The organism is Kitasatospora sp. NPDC001660 (genome assembly GCF_053596725.1).
The window spans coordinates 42,575-58,217 of the sequence record NZ_JBSFGU010000005.1; the positions used below are offsets into that span (position 1 = coordinate 42,575).

The 15,643-nt window shown below is 73.0% G+C and carries 15 protein-coding genes; 9 read left to right on the forward strand and 6 right to left on the reverse strand.

Annotation, left to right across the window (positions count from 1 at the left end; all coding sequences use genetic code 11):
- Positions 1-407: 407 nt before the first annotated feature.
- Together ACWCXH_RS07230 and ACWCXH_RS07235 are read right to left on the reverse strand one after the other, a co-directional pair.
- Entirely contained in the window at positions 408-1,034 is a 627-nt protein-coding gene (locus tag ACWCXH_RS07230; protein ID WP_449800349.1) for a hypothetical protein, read from the reverse strand.
- A 180-nt stretch (positions 1,035-1,214) separates the two neighbouring features.
- The gene (locus tag ACWCXH_RS07235; RefSeq protein ID WP_449800605.1) at positions 1,215-2,813 is read right to left on the reverse strand and encodes an oleate hydratase; all 1,599 of its coding nucleotides are present in this window, start codon (positions 2,811-2,813) and stop codon (positions 1,215-1,217) included.
- A 1,106-nt stretch (positions 2,814-3,919) separates the two neighbouring features.
- Between ACWCXH_RS07235 and ACWCXH_RS07240 the strand changes: the two genes are divergently transcribed.
- From ACWCXH_RS07240 to ACWCXH_RS07255, 4 genes are all read left to right on the forward strand, one after another.
- A complete protein-coding gene (locus ACWCXH_RS07240; RefSeq protein ID WP_449800350.1) occupies positions 3,920-4,612 on the forward strand; it encodes a TetR/AcrR family transcriptional regulator in 693 nt (230 codons plus the stop codon).
- Between the two features lie 68 nt (positions 4,613-4,680).
- Positions 4,681-5,832, forward strand: coding sequence for an FAD-dependent oxidoreductase (locus tag ACWCXH_RS07245; protein ID WP_449800351.1), 1,152 nt, complete (start codon positions 4,681-4,683; stop codon positions 5,830-5,832).
- A 28-nt stretch (positions 5,833-5,860) separates the two neighbouring features.
- Positions 5,861-6,181, forward strand: coding sequence for a hypothetical protein (locus tag ACWCXH_RS07250; RefSeq protein ID WP_449800352.1), 321 nt, complete (start codon positions 5,861-5,863; stop codon positions 6,179-6,181).
- Between the two features lie 124 nt (positions 6,182-6,305).
- On the forward strand, positions 6,306-6,569 hold the full coding sequence (locus ACWCXH_RS07255) for a hypothetical protein (RefSeq protein ID WP_449800353.1): 264 nt from the start codon (positions 6,306-6,308) through the stop codon (positions 6,567-6,569).
- Between the two features lie 182 nt (positions 6,570-6,751).
- On the opposite strand, the gene ACWCXH_RS07260 is transcribed toward ACWCXH_RS07255, so the two are convergent.
- Both ACWCXH_RS07260 and ACWCXH_RS07265 read right to left on the reverse strand, forming a co-directional pair.
- Positions 6,752-7,153, reverse strand: a complete 402-nt coding sequence (locus ACWCXH_RS07260; RefSeq protein ID WP_449800354.1) for a hypothetical protein — start codon at positions 7,151-7,153, stop codon at positions 6,752-6,754.
- A gap of 92 nt (positions 7,154-7,245) precedes the next feature.
- Complete coding sequence (locus ACWCXH_RS07265; protein ID WP_449800355.1) at positions 7,246-8,163, reverse strand: LysR family transcriptional regulator; 918 nt, start codon at positions 8,161-8,163, stop codon at positions 7,246-7,248.
- A gap of 158 nt (positions 8,164-8,321) precedes the next feature.
- On the opposite strand from ACWCXH_RS07265, the gene ACWCXH_RS07270 reads away from it, so the two are divergent.
- The 3 genes from ACWCXH_RS07270 (at position 8,322) to ACWCXH_RS07280 (ending at position 11,419) form a co-directional block, all read left to right on the forward strand.
- A complete protein-coding gene (locus ACWCXH_RS07270) occupies positions 8,322-9,383 on the forward strand; it encodes a YncE family protein (RefSeq protein ID WP_449800356.1) in 1,062 nt (353 codons plus the stop codon).
- Between the two features lie 117 nt (positions 9,384-9,500).
- Entirely contained in the window at positions 9,501-9,950 is a 450-nt protein-coding gene (locus ACWCXH_RS07275; RefSeq protein ID WP_449800357.1) for a MarR family winged helix-turn-helix transcriptional regulator, read from the forward strand.
- Positions 9,951-10,054: 104 nt separating this feature from the next.
- Entirely contained in the window at positions 10,055-11,419 is a 1,365-nt protein-coding gene (locus tag ACWCXH_RS07280; RefSeq protein WP_449800358.1) for an MFS transporter, read from the forward strand.
- A gap of 58 nt (positions 11,420-11,477) precedes the next feature.
- Here the strand turns inward: ACWCXH_RS07280 and ACWCXH_RS07285 are convergent, their stop codons facing one another.
- Positions 11,478-11,978, reverse strand: coding sequence for a DUF5959 family protein (locus tag ACWCXH_RS07285; RefSeq protein WP_449800359.1), 501 nt, complete (start codon positions 11,976-11,978; stop codon positions 11,478-11,480).
- Between the two features lie 149 nt (positions 11,979-12,127).
- Positions 12,128-13,294, reverse strand: coding sequence for a ScbA/BarX family gamma-butyrolactone biosynthesis protein (locus ACWCXH_RS07290; RefSeq protein ID WP_449800360.1), 1,167 nt, complete (start codon positions 13,292-13,294; stop codon positions 12,128-12,130).
- 458 nt (positions 13,295-13,752) lie between these two features.
- Between ACWCXH_RS07290 and ACWCXH_RS07295 the strand changes: the two genes are divergently transcribed.
- Complete coding sequence (locus ACWCXH_RS07295; RefSeq protein WP_449800361.1) at positions 13,753-14,493, forward strand: ScbR family autoregulator-binding transcription factor; 741 nt, start codon at positions 13,753-13,755, stop codon at positions 14,491-14,493.
- 209 nt (positions 14,494-14,702) lie between these two features.
- Positions 14,703-15,566 (forward strand): AfsR/SARP family transcriptional regulator, encoded by an 864-nt coding sequence (locus tag ACWCXH_RS07300; protein ID WP_449800362.1) that lies wholly within the window; start codon positions 14,703-14,705, stop codon positions 15,564-15,566.
- Positions 15,567-15,643: the final 77 nt, after the last annotated feature.

Genomic DNA, 15,643 nt, shown 5'->3' on the forward strand with positions numbered 1-15,643 from the left:
TTCGGCTCGGGGGCAGGGCTGCGCGGCCGCCACGGCCCTGGGGTGCGCCGTGATGCTGTACCAGCGGGACGCGGATGGCCGCGTCCCGTAGGACCGAGAGAGGACACGACATGTCGCACTCCGTGGTGGTGGGGATCGAGGGCTCGGAGCCGAGAACGGTGGCGGCCGCGGCGCCGCCCCGCGCGTGCTGGAGAGTCGTTCGTTGCCAGCCGGCCCGTACGTGACGAGGGCGCTGTTCGACCAGCGGGAGATCAGGGACTCCCTGACGGAGGCGGAGCTGGTGCACCTCCAGGACGCGCTGGCTCGTTGGGTCGCCTACGGCCGGCGGGCGGGCGGGTTCGCCGCGAGGGCATGCGGATCGGCCGACCGCCGTGGAGCGCGGTCGGCCGGGTGCGCTGTCGGGGCGTTCAGCGGAGCCAGGCGTGGTCGCGGACGACCGGGAGTGCGGCCCAGCGGTGTCCGAGGCCCCAGGTGTCGCCGGCTCCCGTGGCGGCGAGCGCGATGAGCAGCAGGTCGTAGACGAGGTGGTAGTCGGCGACCGGGTTGGTGGAGCCGCTGGCGGCTCCGGTGGCCAGGTGGCGGGCGGGTGGCCATTCGGCCGCCCACATCAGAGCCAGCAGGAGGGTGCCGCCCGCGGCGGCGATCCGAAGTCCGGTGCCGCTGATCAGGGCGAGGCCGATACCGAGGAGGCCGAGCATGAACAGCCAGTCGGCCCAGACCTGGCCTGCCATGTGGTGGTAGGCGGACTGGAGGGGGCCGGCGGAGACGTGGCCGAGGAAGCCCTTGGTGGGGGAGCCGCCGTCGAGCCAGGATTTCGCGCTCCTGGTGGCGTAGCCCAGCCCGAACGTCTTGTCGAGGAAGGCCCAGAGGAAGACGAAGCCGAGGCCGATCCGGGCGGCGGCGAGAGTCCGGGCCGCGGTGGCGGTCATGACGGCGCTGCCTGGGGCGTCATGGGGGGTGTGTACGGAGGTGCGTCGGAACGTGATGCCGAGCCGGTGGGTGAAGCCGGTGGTGTGCGCGTGGTGGGTGGCCATGACGAGTCTCCTCGGGCGGGTGGTCGGGTCGTCGGGTTCGTGCAGGGGGAGTTCACGTGGTGGCGTGTTCGCGCGGCCCGGGTCGGGCGTCGATGGTCCTGGCCGCCGGGATGGCGGGTGGTGTCCAGCGCAGGGCGGTAGAGGGGCCGGGTGCGGAGCGCACCCGGCCGCGCGGGTCGGCTACTTGCGGTGCATGGTCTGCAGGGCCTGGACCAGGACGTGCGGGTCGTGGTGGCCCTTGTGGACGGTCGGTGGTTGCTTGTCGAGCTTCAGGAGCCGGGCGACGGCGGTCCAGGCGGTGCGCACCGAGTACTCGACGGTGAAGACGACGTCGTCGGGGACCTCGGCGAACTGGCCGATGAAGGCGAGGTTGGTGGAGCCCTTCGGCACGACCTGCGGGCGGTCGCCGTGGCTGCGCACGAGGAACTGGCTGGTGATGTAGGGCATCAGGCACGGGATGACGGTGGAGGTGTCCTCGACACGCTTGGCGGTCTGCGCGTCGACGGCGAGGTGGTGCAGGACCTCCTGGAGGATCTCCTCGCCGGTGCACTCGGACATCGGCTTCTTGACGAACTCGCCGGGCTCGTCGGGGAGGAGGCCGTAGCCCCACCACACGGAGACGCCCTCGGGCTGCCGCTGGTAGACCGGCTGGCGGTTGATCACGACGGTGAGCAGCCAGGGTGAGTCGGTGAGGGTGAGCAGGCCGCCACGGCCGGTGGTGCGGCCGGTGAACCTCTCCATCCAGTCGAGGAACGCCGGGTCCTTGGCGGTGACCGTGAAGGACTCCCAGGTGGAGTCGTGGACGCTGCCGTCGAAGACCGAGGGCTTGCCGAAGTCCTGGCGGCCCCGGGCGATCCGGTGCCACAGCAGCCAGGAGCCGGGGCTTCGTCCGGTGCGTTGGGCGGGTGGGGCCTGGGTGTGCGAGCCGAGGGCGGAGTCGGCGGTCATCGAACCGTTGGTGACGAAGACCAGATCCTCCGGTTCGACCGGGATGTCGTCGTGGTTCCCCGCGAAGTTGATCCGCTCGACGGTGGTGGCGTCGCCGGGCCGGAAGGCGAGGTCCGCGACACGGCGGCCGGTGTGGATGGTGACGCCCTGCTCCAGCAACCACGCCGTCAGGGGGCGCACGATCGAGTCGTACTGGTTGTAGCGGGTGCGGTAGATCCCGGACATGGTGTCGAACTCCGGGAACAGGTGGACGAAGCGCCTCAGGTAGCGACGGAACTCGATCGCGCTGTGCCACGGTTCGAAGGCGAAGGTGGTGCACCACATGTACCAGAAGTCGGTGGTGAAGAAGTCCTCGGCGAAGCAGTCGGTGATCCGCTTGCCGTCCAGCATCCGCTCGGGCGTGGCCAGGCATTTGACCAGTTCGAGCCGGTGGCGCTCGGAGAAGCCCATGGTGTGCCCGTCGACGATGGCCCCGCCCCGGCGCACCAGGCGGGCCGCGTCGTCCCACGGGGACTCCTCGTGCGAGTCGAGGATGTCCTGGGTGGCCGACGTGCCGGGGTCGTCCAGGGACGGGATGCCGGCCAGCAGGTCGAAGGTGCACCGGAATTGGGCCTCGAACATCCGGCCGCCGCGCATCGTGTAGCCCGCCTCGGGGGTGCCGCCGGCGTCCAGGCTCCCGCCGACCTCCTCCTGCTCCTCGAACAGGTGGATGTCACCGCCCGCGAAGCCGCCGTCGCGGATGAGGAACGCCGCCGCGGACAGGGCGGCGATGCCGCTTCCGACGAGATACGCCTTGGCCATCACGGTCTCCTGAACTCTCGCTCTGCGCAGCCGGGTTGCCGATCGGCCAGCGGTGGTCGCCAACCCGGCGCGCCCGGCCCCCGGTGGGGCCGGTGGTAGAAGCTTCGGGTCGGCTGGGCGCCCGGGTCTGTGGGCCGTTGGTCACCCCTCAGGGATCGACGGTCCCGGCCGTCCGGGGTCCTGCGGCCCCGACGGGCCGCACCGCGCTCGGCCCCGGGAAAGGCCTCCTGCCTGCTGGTGGGGCTGGCCGGCAGGAGGCTTCGGGCGCGGGCTCACGCCGTCATGGCGCCAGGTCCCGGCGGAGCAGCAGCGGGCGGCGGTTCCCAGGCCGGCGACGCCGACGGCCAGGAGTACGGTGAGCGGGCCCCAGGGGAGGGTGCCGTGGGCGAGGGCGTCGGCCGGTGGGCGGGACCCAGTGCACCGCACCGTCCGTTTCGGGACCAGGGACCCACGGCCCCGGCCAGTGGGGCGGTCGGCCCGGATACGGTCCGAGCGGGGGAGAGCGGGCTGAAGGTCCCGGCACGGTGACCCCTCGGGCCCTTCGCCGTGGCGGCCCGGGCGCGGATGTGTTGGGGCACTCGTCTCCGCTCACGGCCCCGGGAGCTTCGCTGTGCATTTACCCCAAGGGCCGTGTTCGGCGAGTTCGGCGACGCGCCGGTAGACGTCCGGCCCGCCGGTGAGCGCGGGTGGGTGGCCGGTCCCGCTGCTGCTGGGTCAGGCCTGCGGCCAGGCCGGCCAACACGCCGTCGGCGTCGGCACTGCGGGCGGAGGCGAGGGACTCGTCGATCAGCCTCTCGTCGACGGGATCGAGCCCCGCCGCCCATTCTCGCTGGACTCCCATGTCGACTCCCCCTGACCAGAAGATGACGCGTGTGACGGTACGCCATCACGGACCTGGCCCGGAAGCGGCGGAGCGAGCCTTCGCTCTGCCGGAACCCGGCGGAGCACGGCGCCGAGCGGTCTCCTGCTGATGGTGGACCCGGGCGGGCGTGGTCGGCGCGCCCTCGACGGCCACGGTTCTGCCGGGGCGCAGCCGAGCGGACCCGGAGGGTCTGGAGGCATCACGGGCGAGGGGATTTGACGAACATGTTCGTAGCAATCTTGTTCGTGACGAACATGTTCGCTAGGCTGGCGGCATGAACCCCCGGCACCCCGCACCCCGCAGCCGCCGTGAGCGGCCCGCCAAGCCCGCCCTCAGCTACGAGGGCATCGTCGCCACCGCTGTCGGCCTGATGCGAACGGAAGGACTCCAGCGGGTCACGATGCGGCGCCTGGCGCAGGAGCTCGACACCGGCCCGGCCTCGCTGTACGTGTACCTGGCCAACACCGCGGAGCTCCACGCGGCGATCCTGGAAGAACTGCTCGGCGCGGTCGACCTCGGTCCGGTCAGTGCGGCCGGCGAATGGCGCGACCGGCTCGTGGCCGTCCTCGGCTCCTACACGCGGGTGCTGTTCGAGCACCCCGGCCTCGCACACTCGGCGCTGGTGGCCCGGCCCTCGGGGGCGAACTACCTGGGACTGGTCGAGGCGATCCTCGCCCTCCTGCACGAGGGTGGGGTTCCCGACGGGCAGGCCGCCTGGGGCGTGGACGTCCTGCTCCAGGTCGCCACCGCCACCGCGGCCGAACAGTCCGTCCGGGACCGCGACATCGCCGCTGCGGACGAGCACAACGCGCTGGTGGAGGCACTGCGACAGGCCACCGCTCAGACCCATCCCCGGATTGCGGCCCTCGGTGCCGACCTGGTCTCCGGCACGCCCGAGCAACGCCTGGCCTGGATCTTCCGCGCGGTCGTCAACGGCGCGCAGGCCACCCCCCGGCAGTCGGACTGATCGCAGCCGGCACCGCACCGGGTCATCCCGTTCCCGGTCGTCGAATCCCGTCGAATCGAGGTACCACCATGACCACCACCCACCACCCGATAGCCGTCGTCGGTGCGGGCCTGGGCGGCCTCACCCTCGCCCGCGTCCTGTACGCCGCCGGAGTCGAGGCCGCCGTCTTCGAGCTGGACGCCGACCGGCACGCCCGCACCCAGGGCGGCATGCTCGACATCCACGAGGAGTCCGGCCAGGTCGCCCTGCGCGCCGCAGGACTGCACGAGGACTTCCTCCGGCTCGTGATGCCCGGCGGGGAGGCCATGCGGGTCCTGGACCGGCACGCCACCGTCCGCTTCGAGGAGAACGACGACGACTCCTCGCACACCCGCCCCGAGGTCGATCGGGGCCGGCTGCGCGACCTGCTCCTCGACTCCCTGCCCGACGGCATCGTCCGCTGGGGCGCGAAGGTCACCGCGACCCGCACTCTCGCGGACGGCTGCCACAAGGTGTCCCTGGCCGACGGCGCCGCGTTCACCACCGGCCTGCTGGTGGGCGCGGACGGCGCCTGGTCGAAGGTCCGCCCGCTGGTGTCCGACGCGGTGCCCGCCTACACCGGGGTGTCCGTCGTCGAGGCCGACCTGCTCGACGCCGACGCCCACCATCCGCGGGCGGCCGCGATCGTCGGTGGCGGCATGCTCTTCGCGCTCGGCGACGGCAAGGGCTTCCTCGCCCACCGCGAGTGGGACGGAAGCCTCCACATCTACACCGCCGTCAGGACGTCGCCCGATTGGCTGGAGGGCATCGACTTCGGCGACTCCGACGCGGCGAAGGCCGCGGTGCTGGAACAGTTCGCCGACTGGCACCCGGACCTGCGGGCCCTGGTCGCCGACGCCGATGGCCCGCTCGTACCGCGCCCGATCGTCGCCCTGCCCGTCGGCCACCGATGGGAGCGCGTGCCCGGCGTCACGCTGCTGGGCGACGCCGCGCACGTCATGTCCCCGTTCGCCGGGGAGGGCGCCAACAACGCCATGCAGGACGCGGCCGAGCTCGCCCGGGCGATCATCGACCACCCGGGCGACTTTGAGACCGCGCTCGTCCGCTACGAACAGGCGATGTTCCCCCGCGCCGAGGCCGCCGCCGCCGACTCCGCCGCCAACCTCGCCCTGTGTTTCGCCGCCGACGCGCCCCAGGGCCTCGTCGACCAGTTCGGCTCCCGCCAGGAACAGGCCGCGTGACCCGCCCGACCAGTCAGCAGCCCACCACATGACCACCCCGACCCCGACCAGCAGGCAGGTGCTCCTGCGCCCCGGCGTCACCCTGGCCGTACGCGAGAGCGGGCACGGCACCCCCGTCCTGCTCCTGCACGGCGGACCCGGCCGGTTGCTCCTGTCGCCGTTGACCGGCATCGGACCCCGGCCGGCCGTGGCCGCGGCTGCCGTGTTCGTCCTGCTGCAGATCGGGGTGACACTGCAGATCGGGGTGACAGGTGTGCACCTGGCTTGCGGAGACCGCTGGATCACCCTCAACGCCTGGGATGAGCCCGCTGACCGAGGGCGTCTCAGCCGCCGGCCCGGACCGCGGTGAGGCACTGGTCGTAGAGGTCCGCCAGGTCGAGCCGGCCCTCGTGTTCGGCCCAGAGCTCGGTCGCGGTGTCGACGCAGGCGAAGACCGTCGCGACGATCGCCTTGGCGCGCGGGTCGGGCCCCTGATGGGGGGTGGTGTCCAGGCGGGCCCAGGCGCGACCCGCACCGACTTCTTCGAGGTCATCGGCACCGACCGGGCCGCCGGAGGAACCAGGCTCGCCGCGCCGGACGACGTCGTCCGCGCCGCGCTGGCCGCCCTGGACCGCAGGAATCCGCCGCCGAGCGTGATCGCCGGGCGCATGAACCGTGTCATGGCCTTCCTCGTCCGCCTGGCTCCCCGGCGGCAGGTCATCAGGGCCGTCGGCCGCATGACCGCCGCGGAGGTTTGACGGACGAGGCGGAGCGGCTGTCGTTCGGGTGGAGAAGGGCTGCGGGGTGGGGTGCCGGGGGCGTGGACCCGGTGTCCCTTCCTACCGCCCGGCCGGGGGCCGGGTGCGGCGACAGGCCGGGTGGGCGGCGGGCTGCCGCCGCACCCGGCCGCCGTGTCGGTGCGGGTCGTCGGCGTGCGCCGTCAGGACGAGCCGCAGGCGGTGGTCACGTCCCCGGCGGCGCTCGCGATGGCTCCGACGTCGGGCTGCCTGCCGTTGTCGACGTTGTCCCGGGCGGCGTCGATGGCCTTGGACAGCTTGTCGGTGGCCTTGTCGAGTTTGCCGTTGCTGCCGCTCTCACGGACCTTCTGGGCGTCGTCCTTGATCTTCTTGAGGGCGTCGAGCGTGTGCCGGCGCTTGCTGTCGTCGGTGATCTGCCCGACGTTGATCGCCGAGTCCATCAGGTCCTGGACGTCGCCGGTGACGCTGATGGCCCGTTTCCCGCAGTCGAGCGCCTGGTCGGCGTTCTTGCAGGCGGTGAAGAGCGGGGCGGCCGCGAGCAGTGCGACCGCGGCGGCCGTGATCCGGTACGGCTTCCTTGTCATGTCGTTTCCCTCCCGCCCTCACCAACGCCGGAACGGGCTCGGGCGGTTCCGGCGGCCCCGGCGGTTCGGTGTGGTCAGGCGCTCGGGTGTGCTCAGCCGTCCTCCGCCGTGCCGCAGCGGGCCAGGACCGCCGCCGCCAGGTGGTCGCGGAACCAACGATGGGCAGGGTCCGCGGAGTTGCGGGGGTGCCAGGCCATGCCGAGGTCGAGCGGGGCGAGGTCGAGGGGGATGGGGAAGGTGCGCAGGCCGAGGGCGGCGGTGGTGTCGGGGAGCCAGTCGGCCAGGCTGAGCGCGACGAGGTCGGTGTCCCGGGCGAGCAGCATCGCGCTCGTGTGGCTGGGGACGACGACCGCGACGCGGCGCCGCAGGCCCCGTTCGGCGAGCGCGCCGTCGATCGGGCCGAGGCGCTTTCCCCGCCGGGAGACGCCGATGTGGTCGGCCGCGGCGAAGCGGTGGGCGTCGACCCGGCCGTCGCGGCCTTCGAAGAGCAGGTGGCCCGCGCGGGCGACGCCGACCAGCGGCACCCGCGTGAGCGGGCGGGTGCGGATCTCCGGGTCGAGGTGTCCGAGGACGCCGAGCTCGACGTCCACCCGGCCCTGGCGGAGCGCGGGGCCGTCCTCCAGGGCCTCGGGGAGGAAGACGACGTCGACGTGCGGGGCCTCCGCGCGGATCCGGTCGGTCAACGTCCCGGCCAGGCCGACGAGGAGGAGTTCGGTGGCCTGCACGGTGAACGTGCGGTTGAGGTGGACGGGGTCGAAACCGGCCCCGGGCCGCAGGACGTTGTCGCAGGCGCGCAGCAACGCGCCGACCTCCTCGCGGAGTTCGAGCGCGCGCGGGGTCGGGACGAGCTCCTGGCCCGCGCGGACGAGCAGCGGGTCGCCGACCGCGCGGCGGAGCCGGGCGAGCGTGCGGCTGGCCGCGGCGGGCGAGGTGCCGAGGCGTTCGGCGGCGCGCGTCACGCTGTTCTCCTGGAGCAGGGCGTCCAGTGCGCGCAGCAGGTTGAGGTCCATGGATGGCTCCTGAGCTGCATTTTTGCATCTGAGGCAATGATTGCGTACCCATCATTGCATTGCCGTGGCACGTGGGGAGCGGTGAGAGTGGAGCTGTCCACGGAGACGCCATGGAAGGGCGTCTCTCCAATTCCGTCACTCCGTTCAAGGAGCTTTCCGTGCAGCAGTCCCCCCTTGCCGGGCGTGAAGGTCGCGAAGGAGACGTCCTGGCCGTCGTCAGCCAGAGCGGTCCGACCGTCTCGTTCTTCGACGCCGCCTCCGACCGGCACCTCGGGGCGGTGCAAGTCCTCGCCGAGCCACACGAGTTGTGCTTCGATCCGACCCAGCGCCTGCTGTGGTGCACGACGGCGTACCACTCCGGCTACTACCACGCGAACAGTGGCCGTCGCACCGAACTGACCGTCATCGACCCGGACACGCGGCGGATCGTCGAGGTCGTCGACCTCGCGCCGGAGCACGGGCCGCACGGGCTCGCGCTGGACCCGGTGCGCCGCCGCCTCTACGTCAGCGTGGAGGGTTCGGCGGACCGCCCCGGCGGTGTCGTGGTGATCGACACGGTGACGCGCCGCCCGGTGGGCCGGATCGACACGGACGCGCCCGGCCCGCACTGGTTCGCGATCGACCCGGCCGGACGGACGGGCTTCGCGACCAACAAGGAGGCCCCCTTCGTGTCGGTCGTCGACCTCGACCGGGGCGTCCTCACGGCGAAGGTCGGTGTGCCGGGCAGCGAGGGGCTCGCCGTCTCCGCCGACGGCGCGCACGCCTTCGTCGCCGGGCCGTACGCGTCGTTCTCGGGGGGAGGGGCGGAGCGGCCGACGACCGGGATCCGGGTCGTCGACGCCCGTTCGGCGTCCGTCGTCGACGTGCTGCCGACCGACGGCCTCGTCCTGCCGGTCCACCTGACGTCGTCGGGCAGGCTGCTCGCGGGTGAGCTCCGGACGGAGGCCGGATCGGAGTCGCAGCTGGGACGGCACCTGCCGGGCCGCCTCACGGTCTTCGACGCCGGGACGCGCAAGCAGGTGGGCTCGGTCGAGGTCGGGCTCTTCCCGCTGACGATCACGTCCTCGCCGGACGGCCGGCTCGCGTACGTCGCCAATGTCGTGTCGTCGACCGTCGACGTCGTCGACCTGGAGACGCTGGAGCGGATGTCCCGGCTGGACGTCGCCCGGGCCGGCGAGGCCGGGGCCCACGGCCTCGCCTACATCCCGCGCCCGGCCTGACCGGCGGCCACCGCGAACGGTCGGCGTCCGACCGGCCGGGTCCCGTACCAATTCCATCCGTCCCAGACTGTACAGCAAGGCTGGACAGTCTGGACTGATGGAATTACCGTGGGCGGTATGAGCGAGAAACCTGCTGACGTCGGTGAGTCCGCAGCCCGCGCGGCCCGCGAGCTGCGCACCCTCTTCAGTCGTCTGCGCCGTGCCCTCAAGGAGGCCGACGGCACGAGCGACCTCACCCCCTCCCAGACCTCCGTGCTCAGCCGGCTCGTCGCCGACGGGCCCGCCTCCGCCGCCGCGCTGGCCGCCGCCGAGCGCGTCCGCCCGCAGTCGATGGCCGCCACGCTGGCCGCGCTCGCCGAGCGCGGGTACGTCCGGCGCCGCCCGGACCCCGAGGACGGGCGGCGGCTCCTGGTCGCTCTCACCGAGGCCGGGCGCGCGATGATCGCGGACAGCCGCCAGGCGCGCGAGGAGTGGCTGGCCCGGGCCCTCCAGGACCGCTACACCGAGCCCGAACGCGCCACCGTGCTGGAGGCGCTGGCCCTGCTCGACCGGCTGACCGTCCGATGAACGGCCCCGGCGCCCTGCGCGCGCGGATCCGGTCCATAGCCTCGTCCCGGAGCGGACAACGGCCGGGCCGAGAGGGGGAGTTCGACCGGCGGCTGATCGCGCCGATGGTCCTGGGCTCGGTGCTCAACCCGGTCAACTCCTCGATGATCGCCGTCGCCCTGGTGCCCATCGGCACCGCGTTCGGCGCCCCGCCAGCCGAGACGGCCTGGCTCGTCTCCGCCCTCTACCTCGCGACCGCCGTCGGCCAGCCCGTGATCGGGCGGCTGGTCGACGCGTACGGACCGCGGCGCCTCTACCTCGCCGGGACGGCGCTGGTCGGCGTGGCGGGCCTGCTGGGCGCGCTCGCGCCCTCGCTCGGGCTGCTGATCGCGGCCCGGGGGCTGCTCGGCCTCGGCACCTCGGCCGCCTACCCGGCCGCGATGCACCTCACCCGCAGCGAGGCCGTGCGGACCGGCCGGGACAGCCCGGCCGGCGTGCTCACCGCGCTCGCCGTCGCCAACCAGACGGTCGCCGTCATCGGCCCCACCCTCGGTGGCCTGCTGATCGGCGCCGGTGGCTGGCGGGCGGTCTTCGCCGTCAACGTGCCGCTCTCGCTGGCCTGCCTGGTGCTCGGTGCGGCCCGCCTGCCGGGGCTTCCTGCCCGCGAACAGGGCGCGGACGCCCGCGAACGGGGCGCGGACGCCCTTGAACGGCGCACGGACGCCCGCCTCGACGGCACCGGGATCGCGCTCTTCGCTGCCATGCTCGTCGCGCTGATGCTCTTCCTCATGAAGCCGCAGGCCGCCCGCTGGTACCTGCCGGTGGCCGCCGGCGCCGCGGCCTGCGCCTTCGCCGTACGGGAGTTGCGCGCCCGCGACCCCTTCGTCGACGTGCGAACGCTCGCCGGGAACCGCCCGCTGGTCGCCACCTACCTGCGCCAACTCCTCGGCTACACCGCCTCCTACGCCTTCCTCTACGGCTACACCCAGTGGCTGGAGGAAGGCCGCGGACTGGCGCCCTCGACCGCCGGCCTCGTCCTGCTCCCGCTCTCGGGCGCCGCCCTGGCCGTCTCCGCCGCCACCGGCCGCAGCACAGCCCTCCGGGGCAAGCTGGTCGTCGGCGCCGTCGTCCAACTCGCAGCCTGTTCGGCGATGGTGCTGGTCGGTTCAGGGAGCGCGACCTGGCTGCTGATCGTCGTCGGGGTGCTCGCCGGGATCCCGCAGGGGCTCATCGGGCTGGCCAACCAGGCCGCCCTCTACCACCAGGCCGACCCGGCCCGGATCGGTTCCGCGGCCGGCCTGCTGCGCACCTTCACGTACCTCGGTGCGATGGCGGCCTCCGCGGCCAACGCCGCGTTCTTCCCGCACGGCGCCACCACCGCCGGGCTGCACCACCTCGCGCTGTTCATGCTCGGCGGTGCCGCCCTCCTGCTCGCGCTCGTCCTGCCCGACCGCTCGCTGCGACGGCCTGCGCCTGGCGCGCACAACTGATCGGTGAAAAGCCGTAGTTCACTCGGCTCTCAGGCGTTCCACAGCCGTCCATCGGGCGTCACTCGGCGCCGCCGACGTTCGCGCGCCACTCGTGCACGCCGGGGGATATCTCGACCACCTCGGCCGGGTAGCCGTCCCGGACGACCTTCAGCAGGGCGTGCTGCTCCTCCAGCCACCCGGGTGCGAGCGCGAGGATGAAGCGGACGGTGACGCCGGAGTCCTCGGCGTCGGACACGGTGACCCAGACCCCGCCCGGCCGGCCGGGTTCGACCCGCAGCTCCGGTCCGTGCTCCTCGTCCAGCCAGCGGACCGCCTCCCGGCGGGACAGCCGCTCCAGGGCCGCCTCCCATTCGATGAGATGACGATCCGTCAGGATCGTCACGAACCGGGCGGTCAGCTCCTCGGCGGTGGCGACGATCTCGCAGTCCAGCCAGTCGTGTCCGAGCAGTGAGCCCGGAGCGTGCCGTCCGAGGACACGGACCCGCAGGCTCTTCCCGGCGCCGCCCGGGCGGTCGTCGAGTCTGATCAACTCGTTCTGCTGCGACGCGACTTCACTCATCGTGCACTCCCGGTGACGGCCATCCAAGGGGTGCTCATCCTCGCGCAGGTGTTCGCCCGATGCCAATCCCATTGGTGGACCTGGTCGTTGACGCCGTGGGGGCGGCCCGTCCGCCGGGCCGACCGGGCGGGCCGTCGCTCGGGCGTGCCTCAACCGTGCTCCGGGCGGCCGGTGATGACCGTGGTGAAGATCGGGGCGCCGTGCTGGCGCCCGGTCACGACGGCGGTGAGCGCGTCCGGGTCGTCGGCGTGGGTGAGGCGCGCGGTGACGGTGGTGGGCGCGTCGTGCTCGGCGTAGCGGTGGTAGGTGGTCGTCATGGCGGTGGGCGCGATCGTGACCGGGGAGGTGAGGGCGTTGGCCGCCTGACGGGCCGCCTCCAGCAGGACCATGCCGGGGATGTGGTCGATGGCGTGGTCGAAGAGGATCGGGTGCCACGGATCGGGCGTGAGGTGCCAGGTGCCGGGCTCCTCGGAGGCGGTGAGCACCACGTCGGCGGGGCGCAGCCGGCCGACCCGGGCGGGCGGGAGCGGCCGGTCCACCGGGGCGGGCGCGGGCGCGAGCTGCTCGGACGCGTCGGACCCGGGGATGCCGGCGGTGCCGGCGGTGCCGGCGGTGCCGTCCGTGCCGGGGCTGCGGCGGGCGCCGCGCAGGCGCCGGTAGGTCGCGTCGGACACGGTGGTGAAGCAGCCCTGGCCGGTGGCGGCGACGTGGGGGCCGCGGCGGACGGTGACGGACATGGTGAAGTCGATCGTCGTGCGACTTCTGGGCTGTGCCACGAGTCTCGCCTCCAGGGTGAGGTCGGTCGGCGTCGCACCGATCACGAGCTGCCGCGGGCGGGTGGCGACGTCGAGGTTCCACATCATGAACTTGTGGTCGAGGGGCACGCCGAAGCGGGTGTGGGCGAGGTAGAGCGCGGCCTGGCGGACCGTCTCGGCGGCCTGCATCGGGTCGTGCCGGGTGCCGTCCGGCGTGCTGAAGAAGGTGTGGGCGCGCGGCCATTGTGCCGTGACGGTGAAGGCGGTGTCGGTCAACTGCTCGCTGCCGGTCAGGAAGACCTCGGCGTGGCAGGCGCGGTGCACGTATTCCTTGGGGACGGTGGTGGTCAGTCGGGGTTTCGCGCCGATCGGGCGGTCCGCGAGCCCGGCGGCGGGCGCGGCATGCGCGGGGCCGAAACCGGGGATGCCGGTGGAGAGGTCGTCCGGAAGGTCGTCGGAGAACCCGGAGGAGAGCCCGGTGGAGAGGCCGGTGCCGAGGCCGCGGGGGAAACCGGCGGCGGCGCGGGAGGGGGCGGGGGCGCGGTAGGCAAGCTGGGTCATGGGAGCGCTCCGAAAGGCCGTGACGGGCGGGAAGGGCTGCTCAGGGCTCGTAAGATACGTACCTTCCGGTTTGGTTTTCAAGGAGTCCGGAGCACGATTCGTCGGCGACCGAGCGTTGCGTCGTCGTCGCTCCGGGTCCGTGCCGAAAGGTCCGGGAGTGGCGCCGGAGCCTGTCTGCGGTCGTCTGACCTGCGGCGAAATCAGTACTTGAAGAGCTTTTGGGCGTTGGTTGACCATGTCCGGGCCGGAGCGTGGCGCCGGGAAGTGGGAGGCGGCATTCCGTACCGGCTGATCGCGCGTGAGCCGCCCGTTGCCTGGCCGACCAATACCGTCCATGCGGTTTTTACCGCGCTCGGAGGCGGATGCAAGAAGGCCGGGGAGGGGGACCGGCCGGTTCCTGTACGGGTAAGATACAGGGTGTTTGGTTTGGTTCTCCGAACGGTTCAGGGGTGGTGGCGGTGGCTCGGCAGGAGAGGGCGGTCCAGACCCGGCGGTCGATCCTGGAGGCCGCGGCGTCGGTCTTCGACGAGTTCGGCTACGAGGGTGCGACCATCGGCGAGGTGGTCGCGCGCGCGGGCGTGACGCGCGGGGCGCTGTACTTCCACTTCGCCTCGAAGCGCGACCTCGCACTCGGTGTGGTGGAGGAGCAGTTCGTGCAGGGGCCGCTGCCCGAACGGAGCTGCAAGCTCCAGGAGTTCGTCGACACCGGGATGGTGGTGGCGTACCTGATGCCGCGGGACGCGCTGCTGAGCGCGGGGGCGCGGCTCTCGCTCGGCCAGGACGTCTTCGGCGACCTGCGGGGCGGCGCCTTCGAGGGGTGGATCACCCGGGGGGAGGGGATGCTCACGGCGGCGAAGGAGCAGGGTGAACTGCTGCCGCACGTGGCGCCGGCCGAGACCGCCTGGCTGCTGATGGGGGCGTGGACCGGGGTGCAGATCCAGTCGCAGAAGCTCACCGGACGGGCGGACCTGGAGCGGCGGGTGGCCGGGCTGTACCAGCTCGTGATGCCGAGCATCGCGGTGCCCGGGGTGCTCGCCACGCTCGACCTGTCGCCGGATCGCGGTGCCCGGGTGGCGGCCGAGGTGGCGGCGCGGATGGCGGCGGACGGCACGGATCCGGCCGGCGCGACGGCTGGCGCGAGTTCAGCGGGACTGGGGGAGCCGGGAGATGGGGCCACGGGCGGTGCGAGCGCCGGCTGACGGCTGCGGTCTGCCGGCTCCGGGTCTCCCCGTCGGGCCCGGGTGACGAGTCGTTCGGCGAAAAACAAACAGCTTGGTCGGTTTTGTATTGACAAACCGTCTGCCCTGTTTTTGGATGGGCCATGGGTGCCCTGCGGTGTGGCTGACGGGCACTCGGCCGACCGGTGGCCGTCGGGGCCGCCGACGCGTCTGGATGTGGGGTGGTCATCATGGAGATCCGGGTGCTGGGGGCCTTGGGGGTCCAGGTGTGCGGGGAGTCGGTGGTGCCCTCGGCGCCGAAACCGCGGCAGGTGCTCGCCCTGCTGGCCTCACGGGCCGATCAGGTCGTTCCCGCGGGTGTCCTCGCGGAGGAGCTGTGGTCCGGCCGCCCGCCGCGCAGCGCACGCACGACTGTGCAGACCTACGTCCTCCAGCTGCGCGACCTCATCGACCGGGCGCTCGCGCACGCCGAGGAGGGGTTCCGCGCCACGTGTGCGAAGGACGTCCTGGTGACCTCGCCCGGCGGATACATGCTCAACACCGGCGGCGGCACCGTCGATCTGCACGAGTTCGAACGGCTCGCCGGCCTCGGCTACCGCGCCATGGACGGCGGAGACCACGCGCTCGCCGCCCGGCAGCTGGCCGACGCCCTGGCGCTGTGGCGCGGCCAGGCCTTCGCGGACGTCCCGCTCGGCGGCCAACTCGCCGTCGAGGCCAAGCGGTTGGAGGAGACCAGACTCTGCGCGCTGGACCAGCGCATCGAGGCCGACCTGCGGCTCGGTCGACACCGCGTCCTGCTCGCCGAACTGACCGTCCTGGTCGACCGCTACCGCACCCACGAGAGCCTGCACGGCCAGTACATGCTCGCCCTGCACCGCTCCGGACGGCGCGGCGAGGCGCTGGAGGCGTACCAACGGCTGCGGAACACCCTGGTGCGGGAGCTGGGCATGGAGCCCTCGGCCGGGCTCCGGCGGCTGCAGCGATCGATCCTGGTCGCCGGGCCGGAGCGGCCTGAGCAGGACCGTCCCGTCGCGGTCCCGACCACCACCGGCGATCCGACGGCGGCGCGGTCCCGGCTCAGCCGGATCGGCTGAGCCGGGTACCGCGCCGCCTTCCCGGCGCCCGGCGGGAAACCCGATGGTGAGCGCGAACGGGGCACCCGTAGACTCCC